A 20,174-nucleotide genomic window follows, 5' to 3' on the forward strand; every position below is an offset into this window, starting at 1 on the left:
GGAGTTGGGCAAACCCAAGCACGCCGTAAAGAAGCAGCAGTGCTGTTTTTCACATCACGGTGCGCCTGTCTTCACAAATCCCGCTCATAGGTGCCGGTTTAAGAAGTGATACGGCCGCATTTGTCCCCCAGCTGCCCCAACTTCCCCAAGTTGAATCGAGAAAGTTGTGGCTCAACTCTGAACACACAACTGATTACCTACGTATCCCGATGTGAGCGACCGACTGGGGGAACCCCCGGACACCGGAGGTAGCCGTGCGCAAGGATTCCGCTGTGGCCGATGAACGCCCGCACAGGGCCCGACATCGCGCGTCGCAGCCCTCGCAGCCAGACGAGGAGCTGATGCGCGCGCTGTACCGCGAGCACGCTGGACCCTTGCTCGCGTACGTGCTGCGTCTGGTCGCGGGCGACCGCCAACGTGCCGAGGACGTTGTGCAGGAAACTCTCATCAGGGCCTGGAAGAACGCCGGTCAGCTCAATCGAGCGACCGGATCGGTACGCCCCTGGCTGGTGACGGTCGCACGCCGCATCGTCATCGACGGCCACCGCAGCCGGCAGGCCCGGCCGCAGGAGGTCGACCCGTCGCCGCTGGAGGTCATCCCCGCGGAGGACGAGATCGACAAGGCGTTGTGGCTGATGACACTGTCGGACGCGCTGGACGACCTGACCCCTGCCCACAGGGAGGTCCTGGTCGAGACGTATTTCAAAGGGCGTACGGTCAATGAGGCGGCCGAGACGCTTGGCATCCCCAGTGGAACCGTCCGCTCCCGGGTGTTCTACGCCCTGCGGTCGATGAAACTGGCTCTGGAGGAGCGCGGGGTGACGGCATGAGCAACATCTACGGGGGGTATGGACCGGGAATGCCCGGGTCTGTGCAAGGAGCCCAAGGTTCCGGCGACAATATCCACGAAACCGTCGGCGCGTACGCCCTCGGGATACTCGACGACGCCGAGGCCACCCAGTTCGAGGCCCATCTCGCCACCTGTGAGTGGTGCGGCCAGCAGCTCGACGAGCTGGCCGGGATGGAACCGATGCTGGCGGCCCTCGCGGATCTGCCCGCGGCACAGGGCACACCCGCGATCGGAGAGTCCCTGGCGGCCAAACCGAGTACGAAACTCTCGGACCGGCTGGTCACCGAGGTCGTACAACATCGCGCCAAGAAGAGCAGGCGCAACTTCTTCATGCTGGCCGCGGGGATCGCCGCCATCATCGCGGGCCCGACCGCGGTGTTCGCGACGACCGGCACCGGCGGAGACGACGACGGGTCGACGACGGCCAATGTCCTTCAGGACAACCCGGCCCAGGCGGCCTTCACGGAGCTGAAGTCGGCGGAGAAGATCTCCTCCACGGACGCGTCCACGCAGGTCACGGCCACGGTCGGGATGAAGGAGAAGAAGTGGGGCACCCAGACCGTTCTTGAGTTGAAGAACGTCGAGGGTCCGGAGAAGTGCTCGTTGATCGCCGTCGGCAAGAACGGCGAGCGTGAGACGGTCACCTCCTGGGCGGTCCCGGAGTGGGGTTACGGCATCAAGAACGCCAAGACCGAGGAGGCCAGGAACCCCCTCTACGTCCAGGGCGGCGCGGCCTTCACCCCCGACGAGATCGACCACTTCGAGGTCCTGACCTTCAGCGGCAAGAAGCTGGTCACCGTCAAGGCATAGCGAAAAGCAACAGCAGACGGCGGACGGACCCCGGTCGGGCGCATAGCCTGTCGGGGTCCTTTTCGCGTACGGTTGACGGCTGCCCAGCACGTCAGAAGGGGGCCCGGGTGGCCGCTCAGGTTCAACAGGACACGCTCGACGCAGCTCACGATTCGGTACGTGAGCGGGAGATCGGCGTCGAACAGGAACATCTGGACCGGGTCTACCGGCGCCTTGAGGAGAAGATCCACGAGGCGGAGTTCCTGATGAACGACGCGGCCAAGCGCGGGCAGGTCGGCACCCCCGGCGCACTGGCCGAGCGGGACGCCCAGGTCTTCCGCGCGGGCGTCCATCTGAACCGCCTGAACAACGAGTTCGAGGACTTCCTCTTCGGCCGTATCGACCTGCTGCTGGGGAAGGACGGAAAGAAGGGCCCCGACGGCGCGTACACCGCCGTCGAACCGGCCGAGGGCGCGGTCCGCCCCGACAACACCGCCGACATCGCCGAGACCCTGCACATCGGCCGCATCGGTGTCCTCGACTCCGAGTACGCGCCCCTGGTCATCGACTGGCGGGCCCCCGCCGCCGCCCCCTTCTACCGCTCGACCCCCGTCGAGCCCGGCCGGGTCGTACGCCGCCGGGTCATCCGCTCCAAGGGCCGCAAGGTGCTCGGCGTCGAGGACGACCTGATGCGACCCGAGCTGAAGGCCACCCTCGACGGCCAGGAACTGCCCGTCATCGGCGACGGTGCCCTCATGGCCGCCCTCGGCCAGGCCCGCGGCCACACCATGCGCGACATCGTCGCCTCCATCCAGGCCGAACAGGACCTCGTCATCCGCGCCCCCGCCGCGTCGGTGACGTACGTGGAGGGCGGCCCCGGCACCGGCAAGACGGCCGTCGCCCTGCACCGCGCCGCCTACCTCCTCTACCAGGACCGGCGCCGCTACGCGGGCGGCATCCTGATCGTCTCCCCGACCCCGCTGCTGGTCGCGTACACCGAGGGCGTCCTCCCCTCCCTCGGCGAGGAGGGCCAGGTCGCCATCCGCGCGATCGGTTCGCTGGTCGACGGCGCCGAGGCCACGCTGTACGACTCCCCGTCCGTGGCCCGCGCCAAGGGCTCGTACCGCATGCTCAAGGTGCTGCGGAAGGCCGCCCGGGGCGCCCTGGAACTGGGCGACGCCCCCACCCGCCTCAGGGTCGTGGCCTTCGGCCGCCGCCTGGAGCTTCAGGCCGAGGAACTGAACCGCATCCGCCACAACGCCCTCGGCGGTACCGCCCCGGTCAACCTCCTGCGCCCCCGCGCCCGCAAACTCCTCCTGGACGCCCTGTGGGCGCGGTCCGGCGCGGCGGGCCGCCACACCGACCCCGAACTCGCCGCCGAACTCCGCTCCTCCTTCGACGAGGACATCACGAGCGAGGACGACTTCATCGCCTTCCTCGACGCCTGGTGGCCCGAGCTGACGCCCCGCGCGGTCCTCGACGCCATGGCCGACGAACGCCGCCTCGGCCGCTGGGCCCGGCGCGTCCTCAACCCCGGCGAGGTACGACGGGTCGCCCGCTCCCTCAAACGCGACGGCCTCTCCGTCCACGACGTCGCCATGCTCGACGAACTCCAGGCGATCCTCGGCCTGCCGGCCCGCCCGAAGAAGAAGCGCGACCTGGACCCGCTGGACCAGCTCACGGGCCTGGAGGAGCTGATGCCCGTACGCGAGGAGACCCAGCGCGAGCGCGCCGAACGACTCGCCCAGGAGCGCACCGAGTACGCCCATGTGATCGTCGACGAGGCGCAGGACCTGACGCCGATGCAGTGGCGGATGGTGGGCCGACGGGGCCGCCACGCCACCTGGACGGTCGTCGGCGACCCGGCGCAGTCCTCCTGGTCCGACCCCGACGAGGCGGCCGAGGCCCGTGACGAGGCCCTGGGCACCCGCCCGCGCCGCCGCTTCACCCTCACCGTCAACTACCGCAACCCCGCCGAGATCGCGGAACTGGCCGCCAAGGTCCTGGCCCTCGCCATGCCGGGCTCGGAGTCCCCGACGGCGGTCCGGTCCACCGGAGTCGAACCCCGCTTCGTCATGACGGCCGGCCGCGACACCCTGGCCCGAACCGTCAGGGCGGAGGCCGCGCGCCTGCTGGACCTCGTCGACGGCACGGTCGGCGTCGTCGTCGCCATGAACCGCCGCGAGGAGGCCGCCCGCTGGCTGGCCGGCCTCGGCGACCGGGTCGTCGCCCTCGGCAGCCTGGAGGCGAAGGGGTTGGAGTACGACGCGACGCTCGTCGTCTCCCCGGCGGAGATCGCCGATGAGTCCCCGGCGGGCCTGCGGGTCCTGTACGTGGCCCTGACGCGGGCGACGCAGCAGCTGACGGTGCTCTCGGCGGACCGGGACGATCCGGACGCGACGGGCGTCCCCGACCTCCTCCGCGACTGACCTCGCCGGTCGGGTGCGGCACCGTCGTGGCTGGTCGCGCAGTTCCCCGCGCCCCTAAAAGCCTGCAGTGGCCCTGAGCGGATAAGGGCCCGGGGGCATTAGGCGGATGAAAAAGCAGGCCGCAGGCCGCTTTTTCAGGGGCGCGGGGCTGTGACATTTGCGGCTCCGCCGCCTGGGCGCGAGCAACCCCCACCCACCCGCACCCGCCAACGCACCATCAACTCCCCTAGCTCCAAGGCGCCTGTTAACCTTGAACACGGCACCGGCTCGATCCAAGCCCCCGGGCCCAACCTTCGTCGCTACGAGCGACCACTTGCCGCGAGGCGAGCATGGCGGGTCGGTGCCACTCGAACTGAACAAGCGGGAAGAAGAGGTCCACGCCGACTGTGACGTGGGCCTCTTTTCATTGAGAACAAAACGACCGCAACCCCACCGGGCTAACGCCTACTCGTCGGTAGGTGCGACGATCGGACGGCAAAACGCAGCAAACGTAAGTGCTCTCAGCAGAGGAAGTCGGCCATGGCAACGGCGCCCAGCGTCTCCTACTCGATGACGGTCCGCCTGGAGGTGCCCGCGAGCGGAACCGCGGTCTCCCAGCTCACCACGGCCGTCGAGTCCCACGGAGGCTCGGTGACCGGCCTCGACGTGACCGCCTCCGGCCACGAGAAGCTCCGCATCGACGTCACCATCGCCGCCACCTCCACCGCCCACGCCGACGAGATCGTCGAGCAGCTGCGCCAGATCGAGGGCGTGACGCTCGGCAAGGTCTCCGACCGGACGTTCCTGATGCACCTCGGCGGCAAGATCGAGATGGCGTCGAAGCACCCCATCCGCAACCGTGACGACCTCTCCATGGTCTACACGCCCGGCGTGGCCCGCGTCTGCATGGCGATCGCCGAGAACCCCGAGGACGCCCGCCGCCTCACCATCAAGCGCAACTCCGTTGCGGTCGTGACGGACGGCTCCGCCGTACTGGGCCTCGGCAACATCGGCCCCAAGGCCGCGCTGCCCGTCATGGAGGGCAAGGCGGCCCTCTTCAAGCGGTTCGCCGGCATCGACGCCTGGCCGCTCTGCCTGGACACCCAGGACACCGACGCGATCGTCGAGATCGTCAAGGCCATCGCCCCCGGCTTCGCGGGCATCAACCTGGAGGACATCTCCGCGCCCCGCTGCTTCGAGATCGAGGCCCGCCTGCGCGAGGCCCTCGACATCCCCGTCTTCCACGACGACCAGCACGGCACCGCCATCGTCGTACTCGCCGCCCTCACCAACGCGCTTCGCGTCGCGGGCAAGGCGATCGGCGACATCCGGGTCGTGATGTCGGGCGCCGGCGCCGCCGGTACGGCCATCCTCAAGCTGCTCATCGCCGCCGGTGTGAAGAACGCCGTCGTCGCCGACATCCACGGTGTCGTCCACTGCGACCGCACCGACCTCGTCGACGCCGCCGCCGACTCGCCGCTGCGCTGGATCGCCGACAACACCAACCCCGAGGGCCTCACCGGCACGCTCAAGGAGGCCGTGCGCGAGGCCGACGTCTTCATCGGCGTCTCCGCGCCGAACGTCCTCGACGGCGACGACGTGGCCGCCATGGCCGACAACGCGATCGTGTTCGCGCTCGCGAACCCCGACCCCGAGGTCGACCCCGCGATCGCCCGTCAGACGGCCGCCGTCGTGGCCACCGGACGCTCCGACTTCCCGAACCAGATCAACAACGTGCTGGTCTTCCCGGGTGTCTTCCGCGGCCTCCTCGACGCGCAGTCCCGCACCGTCAACACCGAGATGATGCTCGCCGCCGCGAAGGCCCTCGCCGACGTCGTCACCGAGGACGAGCTGAACCCGAACTACATCATCCCGAGCGTCTTCAACGACAAGGTCGCCGGTGCCGTCGCGGGCGCCGTGCGCGAGGCCGCGAAGGCCGCCACCGCGTCGTAGAACGGCGTAGAGAACCACGGCCCGGGAGGGGCGGCGGGCTGATGTCCCCGTATACGCGCGGATGTGATCGTTGCCACGTCCGCCCCGATTTCGGCGCGTCGGGGGAGACGGGCTTCCGGGGCGGCCCTAGGGTGGCGGCCAGGTCCGCTCTGGGGGCGGGCGGAAAGCGTGATCATGATCAAATCATGGCGCTTTCCGTGTGACTCCCAAGGGTGTTCGTGTGACTCCCACGGGTGCCGGATTGGCTTTCCCGCCGCAGGTGAGTGCAGGATGCGTCCCTGGGCGCGAGGGTCTGACATGGGACCCGGCTCCGGGGACACACCACGGACCCTGGCAGCATCGGCTCGGCTGAGCCCCACATGCGGCCTCCGCCGCGTGGCACGCCTCAACGGCAAGAAGAACACGGGAGTAACAACATGAACCGCAGTGAGCTGGTGGCCGCGCTGGCCGACCGCGCCGAGGTGACCCGCAAGGACGCCGACGCCGTTCTGGCCGCGTTCGCCGAGGTCGTCGGCGACATCGTCTCCAAGGGCGACGAGAAGGTCACCATCCCCGGCTTCCTGACCTTCGAGCGCACGCACCGCGCCGCCCGCACCGCGCGCAACCCGCAGACCGGCGACCCCATCCAGATCCCGGCCGGCTACAGCGTGAAGGTCTCGGCGGGCAGCAAGCTCAAGGAAGCCGCTAAGGGCAAGTGACCTTGCCGTCTATCCCTTAGGGGATGGTGTACGGCGCGTAGTACGCCTGATGGGGGCGGCACCTGGGGTCCAGGGGCCGCCCCCATCGTCGTAGGCGTGCGGCTGCGGGTTCGTTGTGGCTGGTCGCGCAGTTCCCCGCGCCCCTGGGACAAGCAGGGGCTGCGCCCCTTGCTTGTCCCAGGGGAGGAGCTCTAGCCGAGTGCCTTGGCCGGGAGTTCCACCTTCGCGCCCAGCTCCATGAGCTTTTCCATGAAGTTCTCGTAGCCGCGGTTGATGAGGTCGATGCCGTGGACCCGGGAGGTGCCCTGGGCCGCGAGGGCCGCGATGAGGTACGAGAAGCCGCCTCGGAGGTCGGGGATGACCAGGTCGGCGCCCTGGAGGCGGGTGGGGCCGGAGACGACCGCCGAGTGCAGGAAGTTGCGCTGGCCGAAGCGGCAGTCGGAGCCGCCGAGGCACTCGCGGTAGAGCTGGATGTGGGCGCCCATCTGGTTCAGGGCGGAGGTGAAGCCGAGGCGGGACTCGTAGACCGTCTCGTGGATGATCGACAGGCCCGTGGCCTGGGTGAGCGCGACGACGAGGGGCTGCTGCCAGTCGGTCTGGAAACCGGGGTGGACGTCCGTCTCCAGGGCGATCGACTTCAGCTGGCCGCCGGGGTGCCAGAAGCGGATGCCCTCGTCGTCGATCTCGAAGGCACCGCCCACCTTCCGGTAGGTGTTCAGGAACGTCATCATCGAGCGCTGCTGGGCGCCGCGGACGTAGATGTCGCCCTCGGTCGCGAGCGCGGCGGACGCCCAGGAGGCGGCCTCCAGACGGTCCGGGAGGGCCTTGTGGTTGTAGCCGCCGAGCGAGTCCACACCGGTGATGCGGATCGTGCGGTCGGTGTCCATCGCGATGATGGCGCCCATCTTCTGCAGGACGCAGATGAGGTCCTCGATCTCCGGCTCGATCGCCGCGTTCGAGAGCTCCGTCACGCCCTCCGCGAGGACGGCGGTCAGCAGCACCTGCTCGGTCGCGCCCACCGACGGGTAGGGCAGCCGGATCTTGGTGCCGCGCAGCCGCCGGGGCGCCTCCAGGTACTGGCCGTCCTCCCGCTTCTCGATCTTCGCGCCGAACTGCCGCAGCACCTCGAAGTGGAAGTCGATCGGCCGGCCGCCGATGTCACAGCCGCCGAGACCGGGGATGAACGCGTGCCCGATGCGGTGCAGAAGCGGACCGCAGAACAGGATCGGGATACGGCTCGAACCGGCGTGCGCGTCGATGTCCGCGACGTTCGCGCTCTCCACGTTCGTCGGGTCCATCACCAGCTCGCCCGGTTCCTCGCCGGGGCGGACCGTTACGCCGTGCAGCTGGAGCAGTCCGCGCACCACCCGTACGTCGCGGATGTCCGGGACGTTGCGCAGCCGGCTGGGACCACTGCCGAGCAGTGCGGCGACCATGGCCTTCGGTACGAGGTTCTTCGCACCGCGGACACGGATCTCGCCACTGAGCGGGGTGCCGCCGTGTACAAGCAGTACGTCGTCAGAGCCGTTGACGGTCATGAATCTCGCGTTCCGTGGAGTTGGGCAGAGGGTTTTCGGCGTGGGGGCCCGCGCGGCAGACCCGTTGTGCGGGGGCCGTCGCGGAGAGCCGGAGAGCTAGCGTAATCGCCGCCCACCCCCCTTCCGTAAGCCCAAGTACTTCTCAGCCAGGTCATGGGTTTGCCACAACACGAACCGTCCGCGGCCGGCCACATGGGGTCACCGGCCGGACCGTACGCCCCCTCTGCTTCCCTGTGCCGTGGCCTGCGTTCATCCGGCTACCGGGATTGGCTCCCCCGAGACGGGCAGGATGCGGGATCATGTCTGGCATGACCGAGGTGTCCTCGCTCACAGGGCGGCTGCTCGTGGCCACTCCCGCCCTGGCGGACCCGAACTTCGACCGCGCTGTGGTGCTCCTCCTCGACCACGACGAGAAGGGCTCCCTCGGGGTGGTGCTCAACCGCCCCACCCCGGTGGACGTCGGCGACATCCTGGAGGGCTGGGCCGCGCTCGCCGGTGAACCCGGCGTGGTCTTCCAGGGCGGCCCGGTCTCCCTGGACTCCGCGCTCGGCGTCGCCGTCATACCGGGCGGCAACGGCGACCGGGCGCCCCTCGGCTGGCGCCGCGTCCACGGCGCGATCGGCCTCGTCGACCTGGAGGCCCCACCGGAGCTGCTCGCTTCGGCGTTGGGGTCGCTGAGGATCTTCGCCGGGTACGCGGGCTGGGGCCCCGGCCAATTGGAGGACGAACTGACGGAGGGCGCCTGGTACGTCGTGGAGTCGGAGCCGGGGGACGTGTCCTCGCCCTCCCCGGAACGCCTCTGGCGGGAGGTCCTGCGCCGCCAGCGCAGCGAACTCGCGATGGTGGCCACGTACCCGGACGACCCTTCGCTCAACTGATGCCCGTGGGCTTCAGTACCCTTGGCGGCATGAGCACTCTTGAGCCCGAGCGCGGTACTGGTACGGGGACCCTCGTAGAGCCGACACCACAGGTGTCGCACGGCGATGGTGACCATGAGCGCTTCGCCCACTATGTCCAGAAGGACAAGATCATGGCGAGCGCGCTCGACGGCACGCCCGTCGTGGCGTTGTGCGGCAAGGTGTGGGTCCCGGGCCGCGACCCGAAGAAGTACCCCGTGTGCCCCATGTGCAAGGAGATCTTCGAATCCCTGGGCGCGGGCGGCGACGACGACAACGGCAAGAAGTAGCCGCCGCTGAGCATGACCGCGGTGCCTGTGGGGTGGGTACCGCGGTTTTGTTGTGTCCTGACGCTGGGTGCCACGTCCGCCGCCGCGAGGCGCGAGCAACCACGAATCACCCGCAGTCGCCATGAAACCTTCGGCCCCGAGCTCTGTCGCGTCGACCAACCATGCGTCCCGTTGTCACAAGGTGGTTGAGACCTCTTGTGGGCCCCTTCATCAACTCCCTAGCCTCCGTGTGTTGTAGAGAGCAGAACCCCCGTTGCAGCCAGTGCAACGCCCCCGTCCGGAGGACATCTCTCAATGAAGCTCGCCGCCAGACTCGTCGCCCCCATCGCCGCCCTGGCCCTCGCCGGCCTCACCGCCTGCGCCCCCTCGACCTCCGACAACTCCTCCGCGAAGGAGGACGAGAAGACCGGCACGCTTCGGGTCTGGCTCTTCCAGGAGGTGAGCAACGAGCCGAAGGCGAAGGTCGTCGACAAGGTGGTCTCCGCCTTCGAGAAGGCGCACGACGGCGCGAAGGTGAAGGTCGAGTACATCCCCGTCGAAACGCGCGCCCAGCGCATCAAGGCCGCCTTCAACGACCCCAAGAGCGCCCCCGACGTCATCGAGTACGGCAACACCGACACCGCCGGCTACGTCAAGGACGGCGGACTCGCCGACGTCACCCAGGAGTTCAACGAGTGGTCCGAGTCCAAGGACTCCGACCCGACCGCCAAGACCTCCGTGACCGTCGACGGCAAGATCTACGGCGCCCCCTTCTTCGTCGGCGTCCGCGCGCTGTACTACCGCACCGACGTCTTCGAGGAACTCGGCCTCGAACCCCCCACGTCCATGGCGGAGTTGACCACCACCGCCAAGCAGATCCGGGCCGCCGAGCCGGACCTGTACGGCCTCGTCGTCGGCGGCGCCTACACCTACGGCGCGATGCCGTTCGTCTGGGCCAATGGCGGCGAGATAGCCGAGGGCAAGGGCGGCTCGTACACGGCGGCCATCGACAGCGCCGCCGCCCAGAAGGGCATCACGGCCTACACCTCGCTCTTCGGCGACGACAACTGCCCCGCCGCCAAGTGCGCCGGCATGGGCGGCAACGACACCGTCACGGCGTTCGCCTCGGGCAAGGCGGGCATGGCGATCGGCGGTGACTTCAGCCACGCCGCCGTGGAGGCGGGCGAGGTCAAGGGCAAGTACGCCGTCGTACCGCTGCCGGGGGTCGAGTCCGGCTCGGTGGCACCGGCGTTCGCGGGCGGCAACAACATCGGCGTACTGAACAGCACGACCCATCGCACCCTCGCCGTCGACCTGATGAAGCGGCTCGCCTCGAAGCGGACGCAGGGCGAACTCTTCGACGCGATGGGCTTCCTGCCGACGTACACCGACGTACGGGCCGAGGCGGCGAAGAAGGAGCCGTTCATCGAGCCGTTCGTGAAGACGCTGTCGTCGGGGACGAAGTTCGTGCCCGTGTCGCCGGCGTGGGCCCAGATCGACGCGTCGCTGGTGCTGCCGACGATGTTCCAGGAGGTCGTCAGCGGGAAGAAGGGTGTGGCTGCGGCGTCCGAGGACGCGGCGGCTCGGATGAACGAGGCGTTCGGCACCGTCGGATGACAGCGTCCAGCGGGGTGGGAGTGGGGGAGCGTGGGCGGCTGCCGGCCCGTCGTGGCTGGTCGCGCCCACGCGGCGGTAGCCGCAAATCCAACACGGCCCCGCGCCCCTTTAATGGCTGGACCCCGTGGCTATATCTCGCCCCCGCCCTCCTCGTCCTCGGCGGGCTGCTCGTCTATCCCATCTATCAACTCGGCCTGATCTCGTTCCTGGAGTACACGCAGGCCCAGGTCAGTGGCGGGCAGCCGACCCGCTTCCAGGGGTTCGGCAACTACAGCGCGCTCTTCTCGGACCCCGAGTTCTGGCGGGTGCTGCTGGACACCGTGGTGTTCGCGGCGGTGTGTGTGGTGTCGACGATGGCCGTCGGGTGTGCGCTGGCCGTGCTGTTGACGCGTGTACGGGCTCTGCCCCGGCTCGTGCTGATGCTGGCGGCGCTCGGGGCCTGGGCGACCCCGGCCGTCACTGGGTCCACCGTCTGGCTGCTGCTCTTCGACCCGGACTTCGGGCCCGTCAACCGGGTCCTCGGGCTGGGGGACCACTCGTGGACGTACGGGCGGTACAGCGCGTTCCTCCTGGTGCTGCTCGAAGTGGTGTGGTGCTCCTTCCCCTTCGTGATGGTGACGGTGTACGCGGGCATCCGGGCCGTACCGGGGGAGGTGCTGGAGGCGGCCGCGCTGGACGGGGCCTCGCAGTGGCGGATCTGGCGGTCGGTGCTGGCGCCGATGCTGCGGCCGATCCTCGTCGTCGTCACCATTCAGTCGATCATCTGGGACTTCAAGATCTTCACGCAGATCTATGTGATGACGAACGGCGGCGGTATCGCCCGGCAGAACCTCGTACTGAACGTGTACGCCTATCAGAAGGCCTTCGCCTCCTCGCAGTACAGCCTCGGTTCGGCGATCGGTGTGGTGATGCTGCTGATTCTGCTGGTGATCACCCTGGTCTATTTGCGGCTGCTCCGCAGGCAGGGGGAGGAGCTGTGAATTCGGTGCGGTCAATGAGTGCCGTGCGCTGGGTACGGCGGCCCTGGCGGCTCGCCGCCGAGGCGTCCGCGCTGGTCATCGCGGTCGTCGTGTCGTTTCCCCTGTACTGGATGGTGCTGAGCGCCTTCAAACCGGCGGGGGAGATCGAGTCCGGCGAGCCCCGGCCCTGGACGCTCGCGCCGACGCTGGATTCCTTCCGGCGGGTCTTCGGGCAGCAGGAATTCGGCCGCTACTTCGTCAACAGCCTGGTCGTCGCCTGCACGGTGGTGGTCGTCTCCGCGCTGATCGCGTTTCTCGCGGCGACGGCGGTCGCGCGATTCCGCTTCCGTTTCCGGACCACCTTGCTGATCATGTTTCTGATCGCCCAGATGGTGCCCGTGGAGGCGCTGACCATCCCTTTGTTCTTCCTGATGCGGGACTTCGGGCAGCTGAACACCCTGGGGTCGCTGATCCTGCCGCACATCGCCTTCTCGCTGCCCTTCGCGATCTGGATGCTGAGGGGCTTTGTGAAGGCCGTACCGGAGGCCCTGGAGGAGGCCGCTTACCTCGACGGGGCGAGCCGTTCGCGATTCCTGTGGCAGATCCTTTTCCCGCTGGTCTTCCCGGGGTTGGTGGCGACCAGTGTGTTCTCCTTCATCTCGGCCTGGAACGACTTCCTGTTCGCCAAGTCGTTCATCATCAGCGACACCTCCCAATCGACCCTGCCGATGGCCCTGTTGGTGTTCTACAAGCCCGAAGAACCGGACTGGGGCGGCGTGATGGCGGCGTCCACCGTGATGACCATTCCGGTGCTGGTCTTCTTCGTACTCGTACAGCGACGACTGGTCTCCGGACTGGGCGGCGCGGTCAAGGACTGACGTGATGAGAGAGGTGGCGAAAGGCGTGTCGGAGACGGATCTGATCCCGGCGCCCCGGTCGGTCGAGGGGCCCTCGCGCTGCGGGGTGCTGCTGGGCGAGAGCACCACGCTGTGGGCGGCGCCGGGCACCGGGACCACGGAGCGCTGGCTGCGCTCCACCCTCGGCGCCGCCCTCGGACTGCCCCTGCGGCCGGGGCCCGAGGACGCCCGGGACACCGTATGGCTGCGGCTCGACGAGAGCCTGGAGCCGGAGGCGTACAGGCTCGGCGTCGTCGCGAACTGGGGCGTCGAGATCCGGGGCGGCAGCGCGGTCGGTGTCTTCTGGGGCGCCCAGACGCTGCGCCAACTCCTCGGACCCGACGCGTTCCGGCGTGCTCCCGTGCGGCCGGGGACCACGTACGGAATCCCCCACCAGATCGTCGAAGACGCCCCCCGCTTCCCCTGGCGCGGCCTCATGCTCGACGTAGCCCGGCACTTCCTCCCCAAGGACCAGGTGCTGCGCTATCTCGATCTGATGGCGGCGCACAAACTCAACGTCCTCCACTTCCACTTGACCGACGACCAGGGCTGGCGCGTCGAGATCGAGAAGTACCCCCGGCTCACGGAGATCGGTTCCTGGCGGGCGCGTACGAAATTCGGCCATCGCGCGTCACCCCTCTGGGAGGAGAAGCCGCACGGCGGCCACTACACGCGCGACGACATCCGCGAGATCGTCGCCTACGCCGCCGAGCGGCATATCAGCGTCATCCCCGAGATCGACATCCCGGGACACAGCCAGGCCGCCATCGCCGCGTATCCGGAACTCGGCAACACCGATGTCATCGACACGACCTCCCTCGCCGTCTGGGACACCTGGGGCATCTCCAAAAACGTACTCGCCCCCACTGACAACACCCTGCGCTTCTACGAGGGGGTGCTGGAGGAAGTCCTGGAGCTGTTTCCGGCCGACGCGGGCCCGTTCTCGGGTTTTGTGCACATCGGCGGCGACGAATGTGCCAAGGACCAGTGGCGGGAGTCGGCCACCGCGCAGGCGCGGATCGCGGAGCTGGGGCTGGCGGACGAGGACGATTTGCAGTCGTGGTTCATCCGGCACTTCGACAACTGGCTGACGGCGCGCGGGCGTCGCCTGATCGGATGGGACGAGATCCTTCAGGGCGGCCTCGCGCCGGGGGCCGCCGTGTCGTCCTGGCGCGGCTACGCGGGCGGCATCACGGCGGCCCGCGCGGGCCACGACGTGGTCATGTGCCCGGAGCAGCAGGTGTATCTGGACCACCGTCAGGACGGCGGCCCCGACGAGCCGGTGCCGATCGGGTACGTGCGCACCCTGGAGGATGTCTTTCGCTTCGAGCCGGTTCCACCGGAGTTGACGCCGGACGAGGCGCGGCACGTCCTGGGCGCCCAGGCCAATGTGTGGACCGAGGTGATGGAGAACCCCGCGCGCGTGGACTACCAGGCGTTTCCCCGGCTCGCGGCCTTCGCCGAGGTGGCCTGGAGCGAGCTTTTGGCCCCCGCCGAACGGGACTTCGCCGACTTCGAGCGCCGGATGACGGCCCACTACGGGCGACTCGACGCCCTGGGGGTCGGTTATCGGCCGCCCGGCGGACCGCGCCCGTGGCAGCGGCGGCCGGGTGTTCTCGGGCGCCCCATGGAGGGTCCGCCCCCGAACGTGTGAGGTGCCCGGCGGCCCTCCGGGCGCACGCCCCGCGCTACGGGCCCCAGGGGAACAACAGGCGCAAGGGTCGCCGAAGCGTGCCAATTCGCGCTCTTTGGTGATGCCGTGGCAAAACGGACCATCCCCCGGGTGAGGAGGGCGAATGCCTCCTAGCGGACCCCTGCGTTCGGGCCTCGCGAGAATGTGCCAGAGTTGCCACGTCCGCCCTGTCAGCACGTACCGTACGGCCCGTACGGCAACCACAGGGTGGACCAGGTGGGGCAGCGGGAAGGGGCAGCCGGTTTGACCACGCACGCACCGCAGGCGGCGCAGGCCGTGACCCTGCCCGGCTCGCTCGACGAGGCCGTGGCGGCCCTGGCCGCCATGCCCTGGGCGGTCCCGGTGGCGGGTGGCACGGACCTCATGGCCGCGGTCAACTCCGGGCAGCTCAGGCCCGCCGCGCTGGTCGGGCTCGGCAGGATCAGCGAGATCCGAGGCTGGCAGTACCAGGACGGACACGCCCTCCTGGGGGCCGGGCTGACGCACGCGCGCATGGGGCGCCCGGACTTCGCGGCGCTCATCCCGGCGCTCGCCGCCGCCGCGCGCGCCGCCGGCCCCCCGCAGATCCGCAACGCGGGCACCCTGGGCGGCAACATCGCGACGGCCGCCCCCACGGGGGACGCGCTTCCGGTGCTGGCCGCCCTTGAGGCCACGCTGATCATCGTGGGCCCGGGCGGGGCCCGCCGCGAGGTGCCCGTCTCGCATCTGCTGGCCCACATGGAGATGCTGCGCCCCGGTGAACTCATCGGGTACGTGCGCGTGCCGCTGCTGCACGCCCCGCAGGTCTTCCTGAAGGCCACCGGGCGCACCGGCCCCGGCCGCGCGGCCGCGTCCGTCGCCCTCGTCCTCGATCCCGCCCGGCGCGGGGTGCGGTGCGCCGTCGGAGCCATAGCGCCGATGCCGCTGCGGCCCCTGGACGCCGAGGCGTGGGTCGCCGGGCTGATCGACTGGGACGGCGAGCGCACCCTCGTCCCCGAGGCGCTGCAGGCCTTCGGCGAGTACGTGGCCGCCGCCTGCATCCCCGACCCGGCCCCCGAGGTCGACGGCTCCGTACCACCGCTTCCGCCCGCCGTACTGCACCTGCGGCGCACCGTCGCCGCGCTGGCCCGACGAGCACTGGGGAGGGCACTGTCGTGACCGACGACCAGCACGGAGACGGCACCGGGCAGCAGGGTGGCCAGGGCGGCTGGGAGCGGCTGCCCCAAGGGGACTACGACGACGGCGCCACCACCTTCGTACAGCTCCCCGAAGGGGGCATCGACGCGCTGCTGGCCGCCAACAGCCCGCTCGCCGCGCCCGGCCAGGGCTATGTGCCGCCGCCCATAGCGGCCAACCCCGCGAGCGGCACCGGCGGAACCGACCCGTCCGGCACCGGCGAATGGGCCATGCCCGCCGGGGGCGCCCAGTGGCACGACCCCAACGCCGGTCAGCAGGGCCCCGCCACGCAGCACGGGTTCACGTACAACCCGGGGGCGACCGGGCAGTGGTCGTTCGAGGAGCAGACCGCGCGGGAGAGCGAATCCGCAGGGTCTGCTGGGTCCGCCGGTTCTGCCGCCGCACCCGGTCACGACGTGACCGGCGAGTGGTCGATTCCGGTCGCCGGCGGTGATCTTCCGGACGAATCCGGCGAGTTCAGCGCTTCGGCTCTTGTCGAGCAGTGGGGCGGCGGCACCCCGCCCGCCACGCTCCCCGGCGGCGCCCCCGCGCCCTGGGCGACCTCGACGACTGCGCAGCCGCAGCAGACCCCGCCGACCCCGGCCCCCGCGCAGATCGGCACGGCCTGGACGGCGCCGCCCCCCGGCGAGCACTCCGCCGAGCGGCCCGTCGAGACCACGGGGGTCGCGGAAGCCGCTGAGGCGCCCTCTGACGAGCCGTACGCCGATCCCGCACCCGGGACCGCCGGGCAGGCCCCCGAGGCCGCCCAGGAGCCCGCGGAGCCCGTCGCCGAGGCGGCCCCGGAGACCCCCGAGCCGGGGGAGACGGGCGAGCAGTCGGAGCCGGACGCCGAACCCCACGCCGACACGCCCGAGTCCGGCGCGGCCACCGCGCCCCCCGCGACCGAGGCGGCCGAGGCCGACCCCGAGGCGGACACCGCCCCGGCCGCCCCCGACTCCGCCGAGCCCACCCCGCCCCCGCACGACGACCACCCCCTCGCCTCGTATGTCCTGAGCGTCAACGGCACCGACCGGCCCGTCACCGACGCCTGGATCGGCGAGTCCCTCCTCTACGTGCTGCGCGAACGGCTCGGCCTCGCGGGCGCCAAGGACGGCTGCTCCCAGGGCGAGTGCGGCGCGTGCAACGTCCAGGTGGACGGCCGGCTCGTCGCGTCCTGCCTGGTGCCCGCCGTCACCGCCGCGAGCAGCGAGGTGCGCACCGTCGAGGGCCTCGCCGCCGACGGACAGCCCTCGGACGTGCAGCGGGCCCTCGCGCGCTGCGGCGCCGTGCAGTGCGGCTTCTGTGTGCCCGGCATGGCCATGACCGTGCACGACCTCCTGGAGGGCAACCCCGCGCCCACCGAACTGGAGACCCGCCAGGCGCTGTGCGGCAACCTGTGCCGCTGCTCCGGCTACCGGGGCGTCCTCCAGGCCGTACGCGAGGTCGTCGCCGAACGCGAGGCGCACTCCGCCGTCGAGACGGAGACCGAGTCCGGCGAGGACACCCAGGAGGCCCGTATCCCGCATCAGGCGGGCCCCGGCGAGGGCGGCGTCAACACGACGGCGTACGACTCCCAGGGAGCGCCGCCGGAGGGGAACGCCGACCAGTCGTACGGCGGCCAGGGGCAGCAGTTCACGGGCCCCGGTGACACCTACGGCGGTCAGGGTCAGTCGTTCGCCGGCCAGGACGGCACATACGACGGTCAGGGACAGTCGTACGTCGACCAGAGCGACACCTATGGCGGTCAGGGGCAGTCCTTCGCCGACCCGGACGGCACCTATGGCGGCCAGGGCCGGCAGTTCGTCGCACCGGACGACAGCTACGGCGGCCAGGGCCGGCAGTTCGTCGGCCCCGACGGCACCTATGGCGGTCAGGGGCAGCAGTTCGTCGGTCATGACGACACCTACGGCGGCCAAGGGCAGTCGTTCGGCGGTCAGGACCAGTCGTTCGGTCAGGACGGAGGCCAGGCGTGAGCAACGAAGCCGCCACGGCGACGCCCGCGGTCCCCGGAACCACCGGGGAGACCGCGAACGCCCCCGAGCAACTGGCGCACGGTCTCGGCGTGTCCCTGCCGTCGGCCGACGCCCGCGCCAAGTCCGAGGGCACCTTCCCGTACGCGGCCGACCTGTGGGCCGAGGGCCTGCTCTGGGCGGCCGTCCTGCGCTCACCGCACCCCCACGCGCGCATCGTGTCGATCGACACGACCCACGCGCGCGAGATGCCCGGCGTACGGGCCGTCATCACCCATGAGGACGTGCCGGGCACCCCGTTGCACGGCCGCGGCAAGATCGACCGTCCCGTCTTCGCCTCCGAGGTCGTCCGCCACCACGGCGAGCCCATCGCCGCCGTCGCCGCCGACCACCCGGACACCGCGCGGATGGCCGCCGCCGCCGTCATCGTCGAGTACGAAGTACTCGACCCGGTGATCGACCCCGAGCAGGCGTTCGAGGCCGAGCCGCTGCACCCCGACGGCAATCTGATCCGGCACATCCCGCTGCGCCACGGCGACCCGAACGCCTCCGGCGAGATCGTCGTCGAGGGCCAGTACCGCATCGGCCGCCAGGACCCCGCCCCCATCGGAGCCGAGGCCGGTCTCGCCGTGCCCCGCCCCGACGGCGGAGTCGAGCTGTACCTGGGCTCCACCGACCCGCACACCGACCGCGACACCGCCGCCGCCGTCTACGGCCTGGCACCCGACCGCGTCAAGATCGTCGTCACCGGGGTCCCCGGAGCCACTGCCGACCGCGAGGACCAGGGCTTCCAACTCCCGCTCGGCCTGCTCGCCCTGAAGACCGGCTGCCCGGTCAAACTGACCGCCACGCGCGAGGAGTCCTTCCTCGGCCACGCCCACCGGCACCCCACCCTGCTGCGCTACCGCCACCACGCGGACGCCGAGGGCAAGCTCGTCAAGGTCGAGGCGCAGATCCTGCTCGACGCGGGCGCCTACGCCGACACCTCCTCCGAGGCCCTGGCGGCGGCCGTGTCGTTCGCCTGTGGCCCGTACATCGTCCCCAACGCCTTCATCGAGGGCTGGGCCGTACGCACCAACAACCCGCCCTCCGGCCATGTGCGCGGCGAGGGCGCCATGCAGGTCTGCGCCGCGTACGAGGCCCAGATGGACAAGCTCGCCAAGAAGCTGGGTCTCGACCCGGCCGAACTGCGGATGCGCAATGTGATGTCCACGGGTGATGTGCTGCCGACCGGCCAGTCCGTGACCTGCCCGGCCCCCGTCGCCGAACTCCTCCAGGCCGTCCAGGAGTTCCCGCTCCCCGCCCTCCCCAAGGACACCCCCGAGGACGAGTGGCTGCTGCCCGGCGGCCCCGAGGGCGCGGGCGAACCGGGCGCGGTCCGCCGGGGCGTCGGCTACGGCCTCGGCATGGTCCACATGCTCGGCGCCGAGGGCGCGGACGAGGTCTCCACGGCCACCGTCAAGGTCCACGACGGCATCGCCACCGTCCTGTGCGCCGCCGTCGACACCGGCCAGGGCTTCTCCACCCTCGCCCGGCAGATCGTCCAGGAGACCCTCGGCATCGAAGAGGTCCACATCGCCCAGGTCGACACCGACCAGCCCCCCGCGGGCGCGGGCTGCCGGGGCCGCCACACCTGGGTCTCCGGCGGAGCGGTGGAGCGAGCGGCGAAAATGGTCCGCACGCAGCTCTTGCAGCCCCTGGCGCACAAATTCGGTATGTCCACGGAGCTGTTGCAGATCACCGACGGCAAGATCACGTCGTACGACGGTGTCCTGTCGACCACGGTCGCGGAGGCGATGGACGGCAAGGAGCTGTGGGCCACCGCCCAGTGCCGCCCGCACCCGACCGAGCCGCTGGACGGCGCGGGCCAGGGCGACGCGTTCGTGGGCATGGCCTTCTGCGCGATCCGAGCCGTGGTGGACGTCGACATCGAACTCGGCTCGGTACGGGTCGTGGAGCTGGCGATCGCCCAGGACGTGGGCCGGGTCCTGAACCCGGCGCAGCTCGCCGCGCGCATCGAGGCGGGCGTCACCCAGGGCGTCGGCATCGCGCTGACGGAGAACCTGCGCACCCCCCGGGGCCTGGTACGCCACCCCGACCTCACCGGCTACGCCCTCCCCACCGCCCTCGACGCCCCCGACATCCGCATCGTCAAGCTGGTCGAGGAACGGGACGTGGTGGCACCGTTCGGCGCGAAGGCCGCGAGCGCGGTGCCGGTGGTCACGTCCCCGGCGGCCATCGCGTCGGCGGTACGCGCCGCGACGGGCCGCCCGGTGAACCGCCTCCCGATCCGCCCGCAGGCGGCGGTCGTGACGGCGTGACGGCGGGCGCAAGGTCACTCCTGCGACTCCCGCACCCCCACATGGCCTCTGACATGGGTGTTCTCACATCATCCGGACGTTGTCAGTGGGGCCGCGTATGGTTCTTGGCAGTGGGAACGACCGCTGGGCGGTGAGGTGTTGCCCGCTGGGGGACGCACGCTG

General features: G+C 70.4%; 15 protein-coding genes. 14 read left to right on the top strand and 1 reads right to left on the bottom strand.

What is annotated here, in order from left to right:
- The first annotated feature begins 254 nt into the window (after positions 1-254).
- From ACWD4G_RS03075 to ACWD4G_RS03095, 5 genes are all read left to right on the top strand, one after another.
- Positions 255-830, top strand: coding sequence for a sigma-70 family RNA polymerase sigma factor (locus ACWD4G_RS03075; protein ID WP_451290401.1), 576 nt, complete (start codon positions 255-257; stop codon positions 828-830).
- Positions 831-859: 29 nt separating this feature from the next.
- Complete coding sequence (locus ACWD4G_RS03080) at positions 860-1,660, top strand: zf-HC2 domain-containing protein (RefSeq protein WP_451290403.1); 801 nt, start codon at positions 860-862, stop codon at positions 1,658-1,660.
- A gap of 107 nt (positions 1,661-1,767) precedes the next feature.
- The gene (locus ACWD4G_RS03085) at positions 1,768-4,068 is read left to right on the top strand and encodes a HelD family protein (protein ID WP_451290405.1); all 2,301 of its coding nucleotides are present in this window, start codon (positions 1,768-1,770) and stop codon (positions 4,066-4,068) included.
- 519 nt (positions 4,069-4,587) lie between these two features.
- Complete coding sequence (locus tag ACWD4G_RS03090) at positions 4,588-6,000, top strand: malic enzyme-like NAD(P)-binding protein (RefSeq protein ID WP_451290406.1); 1,413 nt, start codon at positions 4,588-4,590, stop codon at positions 5,998-6,000.
- A gap of 416 nt (positions 6,001-6,416) precedes the next feature.
- Positions 6,417-6,698 carry an HU family DNA-binding protein gene (locus tag ACWD4G_RS03095; protein WP_004000874.1) on the top strand — a complete coding sequence of 94 codons (282 nt, stop codon included), beginning with the start codon at positions 6,417-6,419 and terminating at the stop codon, positions 6,696-6,698.
- Positions 6,699-6,889: 191 nt separating this feature from the next.
- Here ACWD4G_RS03095 and murA read toward each other — a convergent pair whose 3' ends face one another.
- Entirely contained in the window at positions 6,890-8,236 is a 1,347-nt protein-coding gene (gene murA, locus ACWD4G_RS03100; protein WP_451290407.1) for a UDP-N-acetylglucosamine 1-carboxyvinyltransferase, read from the bottom strand.
- A 308-nt stretch (positions 8,237-8,544) separates the two neighbouring features.
- Between murA and ACWD4G_RS03105 the strand changes: the two genes are divergently transcribed.
- The 9 genes from ACWD4G_RS03105 (at position 8,545) to ACWD4G_RS03145 (ending at position 20,012) form a co-directional block, all read left to right on the top strand.
- Entirely contained in the window at positions 8,545-9,114 is a 570-nt protein-coding gene (locus tag ACWD4G_RS03105) for a YqgE/AlgH family protein (RefSeq protein WP_451290755.1), read from the top strand.
- A gap of 29 nt (positions 9,115-9,143) precedes the next feature.
- Positions 9,144-9,422 (top strand): DUF3039 domain-containing protein, encoded by a 279-nt coding sequence (locus ACWD4G_RS03110; protein WP_451290408.1) that lies wholly within the window; start codon positions 9,144-9,146, stop codon positions 9,420-9,422.
- Positions 9,423-9,716: 294 nt separating this feature from the next.
- The gene (locus ACWD4G_RS03115) at positions 9,717-11,018 is read left to right on the top strand and encodes an extracellular solute-binding protein (RefSeq protein WP_451290409.1); all 1,302 of its coding nucleotides are present in this window, start codon (positions 9,717-9,719) and stop codon (positions 11,016-11,018) included.
- Entirely contained in the window at positions 11,015-11,998 is a 984-nt protein-coding gene (locus ACWD4G_RS03120; protein ID WP_451290411.1) for a carbohydrate ABC transporter permease, read from the top strand. Before ACWD4G_RS03115 ends, ACWD4G_RS03120 begins: the two co-directional genes overlap by 4 nt.
- A gap of 14 nt (positions 11,999-12,012) precedes the next feature.
- A complete protein-coding gene (locus ACWD4G_RS03125) occupies positions 12,013-12,855 on the top strand; it encodes a carbohydrate ABC transporter permease (protein ID WP_451290413.1) in 843 nt (280 codons plus the stop codon).
- Positions 12,856-12,859: 4 nt separating this feature from the next.
- Positions 12,860-14,527 carry a beta-N-acetylhexosaminidase gene (locus ACWD4G_RS03130; RefSeq protein WP_451290415.1) on the top strand — a complete coding sequence of 556 codons (1,668 nt, stop codon included), beginning with the start codon at positions 12,860-12,862 and terminating at the stop codon, positions 14,525-14,527.
- A gap of 282 nt (positions 14,528-14,809) precedes the next feature.
- Entirely contained in the window at positions 14,810-15,703 is an 894-nt protein-coding gene (locus ACWD4G_RS03135; protein ID WP_451290416.1) for an FAD binding domain-containing protein, read from the top strand.
- The gene (locus ACWD4G_RS03140; protein ID WP_451290418.1) at positions 15,700-17,694 is read left to right on the top strand and encodes a 2Fe-2S iron-sulfur cluster-binding protein; all 1,995 of its coding nucleotides are present in this window, start codon (positions 15,700-15,702) and stop codon (positions 17,692-17,694) included. Before ACWD4G_RS03135 ends, ACWD4G_RS03140 begins: the two co-directional genes overlap by 4 nt.
- A complete protein-coding gene (locus ACWD4G_RS03145; RefSeq protein WP_451290419.1) occupies positions 17,691-20,012 on the top strand; it encodes a xanthine dehydrogenase family protein molybdopterin-binding subunit in 2,322 nt (773 codons plus the stop codon). Before ACWD4G_RS03140 ends, ACWD4G_RS03145 begins: the two co-directional genes overlap by 4 nt.
- Positions 20,013-20,174: the final 162 nt, after the last annotated feature.

It is taken from the genome of Streptomyces sp. NPDC002643 (genome assembly GCF_053592555.1).

Bases quoted from the DNA above. Each gene is read 5' to 3' on its own strand.
- ACWD4G_RS03080 (WP_451290403.1), top strand. From the start codon at position 860: ATGCCCGGGTCTGTGCAAGGAGCCCAAGGTTCCGGCGACAATATCCAC.
- ACWD4G_RS03090 (WP_451290406.1), top strand. From the start codon at position 4,588: ATGGCAACGGCGCCCAGCGTCTCCTACTCGATGACGGTCCGCCTGGAG.
- ACWD4G_RS03095 (WP_004000874.1), top strand. From the start codon at position 6,417: ATGAACCGCAGTGAGCTGGTGGCCGCGCTGGCCGACCGCGCCGAGGTG.
- murA (WP_451290407.1), bottom strand. From the start codon at position 8,236: ATGACCGTCAACGGCTCTGACGACGTACTGCTTGTACACGGCGGCACC.
- ACWD4G_RS03105 (WP_451290755.1), top strand. From the start codon at position 8,545: ATGACCGAGGTGTCCTCGCTCACAGGGCGGCTGCTCGTGGCCACTCCC.
- ACWD4G_RS03110 (WP_451290408.1), top strand. From the start codon at position 9,144: ATGAGCACTCTTGAGCCCGAGCGCGGTACTGGTACGGGGACCCTCGTA.
- ACWD4G_RS03115 (WP_451290409.1), top strand. From the start codon at position 9,717: ATGAAGCTCGCCGCCAGACTCGTCGCCCCCATCGCCGCCCTGGCCCTC.
- ACWD4G_RS03120 (WP_451290411.1), top strand. From the start codon at position 11,015: ATGACAGCGTCCAGCGGGGTGGGAGTGGGGGAGCGTGGGCGGCTGCCG.
- ACWD4G_RS03125 (WP_451290413.1), top strand. From the start codon at position 12,013: ATGAGTGCCGTGCGCTGGGTACGGCGGCCCTGGCGGCTCGCCGCCGAG.
- ACWD4G_RS03130 (WP_451290415.1), top strand. From the start codon at position 12,860: ATGAGAGAGGTGGCGAAAGGCGTGTCGGAGACGGATCTGATCCCGGCG.